This is a genomic window from Pelagibacterium montanilacus (assembly GCF_003992665.1).
In the GTDB taxonomy this organism is placed as follows: Bacteria; Pseudomonadota; Alphaproteobacteria; order Rhizobiales; family Devosiaceae; genus Pelagibacterium; species Pelagibacterium montanilacus.
Genome location: NZ_RZMX01000054.1, coordinates 10,898 through 17,940 on the forward strand (window position 1 = coordinate 10,898; position 7,043 = coordinate 17,940).

Annotated in this window: 7 protein-coding genes and 1 pseudogene; 5 read left to right on the top strand and 3 right to left on the bottom strand. The window is 60.6% G+C overall.

Translation table 11 applies throughout. The annotated features are described in order from the left end of the window. Positions 1–934: pseudogene (locus EO136_RS15185) on the bottom strand (IS3 family transposase); the annotation flags it as partial. Between the two features lie 396 nt (positions 935–1,330). Between EO136_RS15185 and EO136_RS15190 the strand changes: the two are divergent. From EO136_RS15190 to EO136_RS15210, 5 genes are all read left to right on the top strand, one after another. Continuing rightward, complete coding sequence (locus tag EO136_RS15190; protein WP_127145250.1) at positions 1,331–1,810, top strand: MarR family winged helix-turn-helix transcriptional regulator; 480 nt, start codon at positions 1,331–1,333, stop codon at positions 1,808–1,810. Positions 1,811–1,825: 15 nt separating this feature from the next. Next, positions 1,826–2,542, top strand: a complete 717-nt coding sequence (locus EO136_RS15195; protein WP_127145251.1) for a DUF899 domain-containing protein — start codon at positions 1,826–1,828, stop codon at positions 2,540–2,542. Further along, complete coding sequence (locus EO136_RS15200) at positions 2,539–3,585, top strand: glycoside hydrolase family 113 protein (protein WP_127145244.1); 1,047 nt, start codon at positions 2,539–2,541, stop codon at positions 3,583–3,585. Before EO136_RS15195 ends, EO136_RS15200 begins: the two co-directional genes overlap by 4 nt. Before the next feature lie 259 nt (positions 3,586–3,844). After that, positions 3,845–4,054 (top strand): zinc-binding dehydrogenase, encoded by a 210-nt coding sequence (locus EO136_RS15205; protein WP_127145245.1) that lies wholly within the window; start codon positions 3,845–3,847, stop codon positions 4,052–4,054. Positions 4,055–4,142: 88 nt separating this feature from the next. Continuing rightward, positions 4,143–4,550 carry a VOC family protein gene (locus EO136_RS15210; protein WP_127145246.1) on the top strand — a complete coding sequence of 136 codons (408 nt, stop codon included), beginning with the start codon at positions 4,143–4,145 and terminating at the stop codon, positions 4,548–4,550. Positions 4,551–5,015: 465 nt separating this feature from the next. On the opposite strand, the gene EO136_RS15215 is transcribed toward EO136_RS15210, so the two are convergent. Together EO136_RS15215 and EO136_RS15220 are read right to left on the bottom strand one after the other, a co-directional pair. Next, complete coding sequence (locus EO136_RS15215) at positions 5,016–5,396, bottom strand: septal ring lytic transglycosylase RlpA family protein (protein ID WP_206513350.1); 381 nt, start codon at positions 5,394–5,396, stop codon at positions 5,016–5,018. A 378-nt stretch (positions 5,397–5,774) separates the two neighbouring features. After that, the gene (locus tag EO136_RS15220; protein WP_127142641.1) at positions 5,775–6,995 is read right to left on the bottom strand and encodes an IS701 family transposase; all 1,221 of its coding nucleotides are present in this window, start codon (positions 6,993–6,995) and stop codon (positions 5,775–5,777) included. Between the last annotated feature and the right edge of the window lie 48 nt (positions 6,996–7,043).

Below are 7,043 nucleotides of genomic sequence, written 5' to 3' on the forward strand. Positions count from 1 at the left end.
TGGCAGTTGCCGCGACGGCTCATCGAGTGCTCAAGATTGTGGTGCTTCAGGAACGCCGCCCAGTCCATGCTGGTGAACTGCGATCCCTGATCTGAATGGACCAGCACCTTGCTCTTGGGCTTTCGACGCCACACTGCCATGAGCAGCGCCTGTAACACCACGTCGGTGGTCTGGCGGCTCTGCAGCGACCAGCCGATGACGCGGCGTGAGAACAGGTCGATCACCACGGCCAGATAGGCAAAGCCCTCCTGGGTCCGGAGGTAGGTGATGTCTGTCACCCACGCCCTGTCCGGCGCATCGACATCGAACTGCCGGGCGAGGGTGTTGTCGACCACGACCGACGGCTTGCCACCATAGGAGCCGGGCCGACGCTTGTAGCCCATCTGTGCCTTGATCCCGGCCAGCCTGGCGAGACGAGCGATGCGGTTGGCGCAACTGGTCTCTCCCTGATCGAGGAGATCGTCATGCAGCTTGCGATAGCCGTAGACCCTGCCGCTTTCCTTCCAGGCCCTGCTGAGAAGCTCGGTCTGACGGGCATCTTCCCGAGCCCGTTTGCTCAGCGGGTTCTTCAGCCAGGCGTAAAACCCGCTGGGTCCGATGCGTAGGCAGCGGCACATCGCTCGCACCGTGAACTGCTGGCGATGCTCAGCAACAAACGCGTATGTCACTTTGCATCCTTGGCGAAATACGCGGTGGCTTTTTTTAGGATGTCGCGCTCCTCGGTGACGCGCGTCAGCTCCTTCTTCAGACGCCGGATCTCCGCCGCCTGATCGCCATCGCCCCCAGATGGCTTCGCGAACTTCCTCTTCCAGGCATCTAGTGAGTGCGGGCTCACGCCGAGGCGCTTGGAAACCTCCGCAACCGGGTAACCCCGCTCGGTGATCTGCGCGACCGCATCACGCTTGAAATCGTCACTGAAATTGCCAGACCCCATCATGGCCTCCTTGCCTCAAAACTAGGGAAGAAGGCGTCCACAAATCTAGGGGCTATTCAGGGTGGGGTTCGGACTGTCAGCTTTGCCCTGTAGAATGCCAGCTGCCTCAGTCCGGAAGATACGTGTCTATTTGTTCACGAAGCCCTTGGGCGGCTGGCTCAGGTTGATCTGATTGCCCTCGAGATCAAAGAGGTGGGCAACAGCACCAAAATCGCCGCTGCCAAGGCTCGGCTTCCGGGATGCTGCGGCTAAAATTGTCAAGGCCCAATATCTCGGGGTCGGGGCCACCGCTTTCTAACCGACTACTGAAACGATCATTCCACACGCTTCAGTTTGACGTGGTGTTTATATGTTGATATCAACGCATTATTCCACAGGAGATCGACCGGTCGTATGATGCCGTCATCAGATACCCTGCCCTTTGAGGCCACGTTGCACGTTCGCGATACCTGCCTATGCCTCTCGGCACAGCGAGCGGCCCGGTCCCTGGTGCGTCGTTTCGACACCGCGTTCAAGCCGATGGGCATTACCAGCGGGCAGTTCTCGCTGCTTATGTCTCTGAACAGGCCGGAGCCGCCCGTCCTTGGGAGTCTCGCCGCGTTGCTCGCGATGGATCGGACGACACTGACGGCGAACCTCAAGCCCCTGGAGCGGCGCGGCCTCATCGAGACGATTGCGAACCCCAGGGACCGCCGCGCGCGGCTTCTTCGGTTAACATTGGAAGGAACCACGCTGCTCGCTCGGGCCTACCCTATCTGGACCCGGACGCACGCCGAGATCGACGAGAAGCTTTCAGCGCCCGACGATCTCCGCGCGGGGCTGATGATGCTATCCGCATCCGAGAATAACAGAAGCCGAGGACACCCTGCAGTATAGGAGGAGTTGATAATGATGACCAAGCACACTGTTGTCCCCCGCGAGGAATGGCTCGATGCGCGCAAGCGCCATCTGGAGCACGAGAAGGAAATGACTCGCATGCGCGACCGGCTCTCAGAGGAGCGCCGATCGCTACCCTGGGTCAAGGTCGAGAAACCCTATGTCTTCGACACGCCTGAAGGCAAGAAGACCCTTTCCGACCTCTTCGACAATCGCAGCCAGCTCATCGCCCACCACTTCATGTTCCACCCCGATTGGGAAGCCGGTTGCAAAAGCTGTTCCTTCGATGCCGACCATGCCGAGGGCGCGCTGGTGCATCTGGAGAACCATGACGTCTCCTACGTCCGCATCTCCCGCGCGCCGCTCGCAAAGATCGAGGCGTACAAAAAGCGCATGGGCTGGACGGCCAGATGGGTGTCGTCCTTCGGCTCGGACTTCAACTACGACTATCATGTCTCGTTCACACCCGAGGAACTGGCACAGGGCAAGGTGCTCTACAACTATCGCCCCGACGAGGGATATGACGAATTGCCCGGCCTCAGCGTCTTCTTCAAGGACGAGGACGGCGCCGTCTATCACACCTATTCGAGCTATGCGCGCGGCAATGAGGAGGTGATGGGCGCTTACATGTATCTCGACATTACCCCGAAGGGCCGCAACGAGACACAGATCATGGACTGGATCCGCAGGCATGACGAATACCCGGCGTCCCCCACCGAGGGCGGCGCGTGAGCGATCACACGTTCGCAGCGCGTGGCATCGGCTATGACGCAGGGGTCATCTACGACGGCGATTTCGACTCGCGGCCCGTGTGGGACGCTGGCGACGTCCGTGCGGATTTGCGGGCGATCCGTCACCGTCTCGGCTGCGACACGGTCTTGGTGATGGCCACCGACATCGACCGGCTTCTCGATACCGCGCGGATTGCCCGCGAGGAGGGCCTCGCCGTCTGGATACAGCCGCGGCTGTTCGATGCCACCCGGTCCCAAGTCAGCGCCCACCTCGCTCAGTTGGCGGATCGTGCGGAGGCGCTGCGGCTCCTCCACGGCGAGGTGTCGCTGAATTTGGGGTGTGAGCTGAGCCTGTCGGCAGAAGGCTTCACCCCAGGGCGGACCTTCTCCTCACGCGGCGCGCTGCTGCCGATCTTTTCGATGTTCCTGCCGCTCGTGAACTTGCGGCTGCGAGCCTTCCTCAAGGAGCTCGTGGGAGTGGCGAGGCAGCGCTTCGCCGGCCCGGTCAGCTACGGTGCCGGGTCCTGGGAGCGCCCGGACTGGACGATCTTCGACGTCGTAGGCCTGGATGCATACCGGGATGCGGCCAACGCGTCATGGTTCGCGACATCCCTGCGGCGCACGGTCGAACGTCACCATCGCGCGGGTCGCCCGGTTTATGTCTTCGAGTTCGGCACCTGCGCCTATATCGGCGCTGCCGAGAACGCCTCGCAGGCTTCCGACGTGATCGAGGAGGCCGACGATGGCGGGATGCAGGTGCCAACCACGCTCGTGCGCGACGAGCAAGTCCAGGCCGACTATCTCGACGAATTGTTCGACGTCTTCGCCAAGGCGAGCGTGGACGGGACCTTCGTGTGGGGGTTCAGCGAGCCACGGCTGACCCGCTCCGATGAGCCAGGCAAGGACCTCGATATTGCCAGCTACGGGATCGTGGCGCCGATGCCCGAAGGGACCTGGCAGCCCAAGCGCGGATTCTACACGGTTGCAAGACGGCACGGAGGATCTTGCAGTCTCCAAGTCGTCCAAGGCCCCAAAAACCCATAGCTCTCCGACCCTGGCTCGCAGGTTCGTTCTTCGGGCGAGACGGCTTGGTTGCCAGTTTCAAGGTCAACGCGGTGCCCTTGGCTTCACCAGCACTGCGCTCAACAATCACGAAGGCGCCGAAACTGTCCAGCAGGGTGCCGCCGAAGCCGTCCGCATCGCTGTCTTCGACAGCGAAGGCCATGCCGCGCGGTCGGCTAGCGGTTGTCGGCGGCACACCCGGCGCACTTCTCAATGTGGCGACGCTCGGCACCTTGCTCGCATGGTGGCCGGCAAGCAGCTAAGAGTCGTGCTTCATAAACCGAAAATCACCGAACTCGAGCGGCTCGTATCGCTTTGCGCTGCCGGGCAACTGACACCCGTCATTGACTGCACCTATCCACTGGAGAAATTCCAGGACGCCTTTGCCCGCTTTGCCTCCGGGCAGTTTACAGGCAAGATTGTCCTCTTGGTCGATTCAGCGCTTGCCTGATCGGCCGGCATATCGAGATCATCACTAGTCACAGACTCGTTCAGACAATTTGCTATGCTTGCCGCACAGTTCGAATGAGGAGCCTGTCATGAAAGTTGTTGCCAACATTGATTTCGACGGCGATTGCCGCGAGGCGTTCACCACCTATGCCGACATTCTCGGCGGCGAGATTCGCGCCTTGCTAAGCCATCGAGACATGCCCGAAATGGCGGAAGGTGTCCCCGAAGACCGCCTCGATCGCATCGTCCATGCCTGGATCGACATCGGCGATCAGGCGCTGATGGGCCAGGACATGCAGGATTTTTCCGGCCGCAAGGGCTACAGCGTCACCGTCTCCGCTGACTCTGTCGAGGAAGCCCGCCTCATCTTCGAGGCGTTGTCCAAGGACGGTGTTGTGATCATGCCCTTCGAGCCGCAGTCATGGTCGCAAGGCTTCGGCATGACGACGGATCGCTTCGGCGTGACCTGGGTCGTCGACTCGCCCGCCGCAGACTGACCCGGCCCCGGGCAGAACCACCACCGGGAAGCCCTGGCATCGATCGATCCTGAAGGATCGCATGCCGAATGTCGGGTTTCGTTGGTACCTCGCCAAAACCGGACAGTCCGCCTACCGGCCCCATACTAGCCGGGCAGCAACGCGCGCTCTCATTTAAGCCGTTCGATCGAGATCTTTGATTTGCCGAAAGCGGACGTGGCATTCTGGTGAGCAAACGGGATGATCGTACGGAGAGATCCGAGACTGTGGATAGCAGTGTTCATCGGCCAGAAGCGACTGCTGCTCAGTAGTCTCCCCGGATTGGCATTGACGAGCGCCCCCCCCCAGCACCGCGATCGACTCTTAGTTGATCGACTTGGGACGAGAGCGTTGGACGCCCTCGTCCCATCGTCCTGTGAAAAGGCCCAGCCAGTAGCTGAACCTTTCATTCGGTTCACTTGGGCGGCGCGCCGACGGAAGTCGGCTTTAGCCGATTACCTCGACGGTAACGGGGGCGGTGCCTGGCGCGACCAAATCGATGGCGTCTGCAGCGCTTCTCGAGAGGTCGATAACCCGGCCGCCGACGAAAGGCCCGCGGTCGTTGATACGCACGGTGACCGCCTTTCCGTTATTGTGGTTGGTCACCTTCACTTTAGTGCCGAACTTCAGTGTCTTATGTGCCGCCGTCATATCGTACATGTCATAACGCTCACCATTGGCGGTGATGCGGCCGTGAAAACCGGGGCCGTACCAGGAAGCGATGCCAGTTGAAGTGCTCCCGGCAGCAATGGCCTGAGGTGCAACTGCAGTGGTAGCCAAAGCAGCGCTAACAACAATACCAAGGAAGATCTGAGAAATATGTTTCATGCGTTGGGAACCAAAATCCATTTGTTGCGTTGATGCGCAGCTTTAAACGGACTCATGTGGCCCCAACGAGTGGCCAGCTTGGCAGCACTAAGGTCATTTCTTGCGCGGTGCCCTGGTAATTTCGCATTCTCTGTCTTATTCCCACAGATTGTGTTGCCAGCGGGATGGTCAACCTGCGAAAGGGTGCCCTGGTGTCGTAGCGTCTTTGTCTGCGCTGGCGCTAGCATTACAGTTGCATTTTCGATTTGAGTTGTGCGCGTTGAGCGGCGGCCTGATGTGCTCGTCGCCAGAGCGACCATGCGATAATGGATGATGGATCAATGTGCGCGCGAGCAAGGCGGGTAGCGATGCGCCGGATTTCCTGAATCGACCATCGGATCAACTGTCGATCTTGCGCCTTGCGGGCCGCATCGTTTTTGGGGGCGGCACGGCGTTGGCGCGATGGCGGATAACCGCCACCATCGCGAAGGCGAGCATGACGAGCGATACATGGCGATGCCAGCCATGCCAGGATCGGGTCTCATTGTGGTCGAGGCCAAACTCGTTCTTGGCGGTTTCGAAACTGTCTTCTATCGCCCAACGGTGCCCCTCCACGGTGACCAATTTCTCCAGGGTCGTCCCAGCCGGACACCAGGTGGAGAAAAAAGCGAGGTCACCATCGGCGATGTTGCGGCGGATCATCAGCCCGCGGGTCCAGGTGCCGGCAAAGTCCGCGTCGAAATCATCGGCGTCAAGATCGGCGAGTTCGAGATAGGCCCAATCATGCAGTCTCGCGCCTTTGCTTCCCTCGCCTGCCGACAGCCGTCTCCAGGCCTCCTCCGGCAAGGCTTCGGCGATATCCTTTGCCGTTCCAGCCACGGCCAGCGACTTGTCCCATGAGCGGAAGGAATGGGTGGCGTTCACGCCCAGCACATAGCCCTTGCCTGCTCGTTTGAGGGCCATTTCGATGTCACCCACGCCATAGACGCTGTCGGCCGCCACCCAGGAGAACGGCACATTGCCAGCGATGGCGTGCTCGATCATGGTGAGCGCCAAGGCGGGTTTGGTGGCAAAGCGGACGTGTTCGGGCACATGCGCTGCCGCCAGACGATCCCGGTCATCCGTCCAGACTTTCGGCAGATAGAGCGCCCGGTCGATGAAGGCATGGCCGTGCCGGGAGACGTAAGAGGCGAACACGCCGATCTGGCAATTGGTGATCTTGCCTGCCGAACCTGTATATTGCCGACCGACCCCGCAGGACGCTTTGCCCTGCTTGAGAAAGCCGGTCTCATCAAGCACGAGGACGGCATCAGGATCCGCAAGCGTTTCGAGCGTGTAATCGCGTACGATGTCACGCAACCGATCCGCATCCCAGCGCCCCCGGCCCAGAATTGCCTGTTGCCGCCATGGACCAGGATCGCCTACCGCTTCCGCGCGCATCCAGCCCGTCTTGCGTCTTTCGTCCCCCAGCAGGCCATCCAAAAACTGCCCCGCTGAAGCTGCCACACGCTCCTGGGTGAACAACGGGCGCAGCCGTGCCTTCACTTCCCGTAACGAAGACGCCCAAAGTTCAAGCGTTGTCTCGACCGATGCACCTGTCATCCATGACCTCCGAATCATGGAAACTCATGGATTCAGATGTCAACCGAAAATGCAACTGTAATGCTA

What these genes read in the sequence shown, in the direction of transcription:
- EO136_RS15190 (WP_127145250.1), top strand. Translation starts at nt 1,331, where the DNA reads ATGCCGTCATCAGATACCCTGCCCTTTGAGGCCACGTTGCACGTTCGC.
- EO136_RS15195 (WP_127145251.1), top strand. Translation starts at nt 1,826, where the DNA reads ATGACCAAGCACACTGTTGTCCCCCGCGAGGAATGGCTCGATGCGCGC.
- EO136_RS15205 (WP_127145245.1), top strand. Translation starts at nt 3,845, where the DNA reads ATGGTGGCCGGCAAGCAGCTAAGAGTCGTGCTTCATAAACCGAAAATC.
- EO136_RS15210 (WP_127145246.1), top strand. Translation starts at nt 4,143, where the DNA reads ATGAAAGTTGTTGCCAACATTGATTTCGACGGCGATTGCCGCGAGGCG.
- EO136_RS15215 (WP_206513350.1), bottom strand. Translation starts at nt 5,396, where the DNA reads ATGAAACATATTTCTCAGATCTTCCTTGGTATTGTTGTTAGCGCTGCT.
- EO136_RS15220 (WP_127142641.1), bottom strand. Translation starts at nt 6,995, where the DNA reads ATGATTCGGAGGTCATGGATGACAGGTGCATCGGTCGAGACAACGCTT.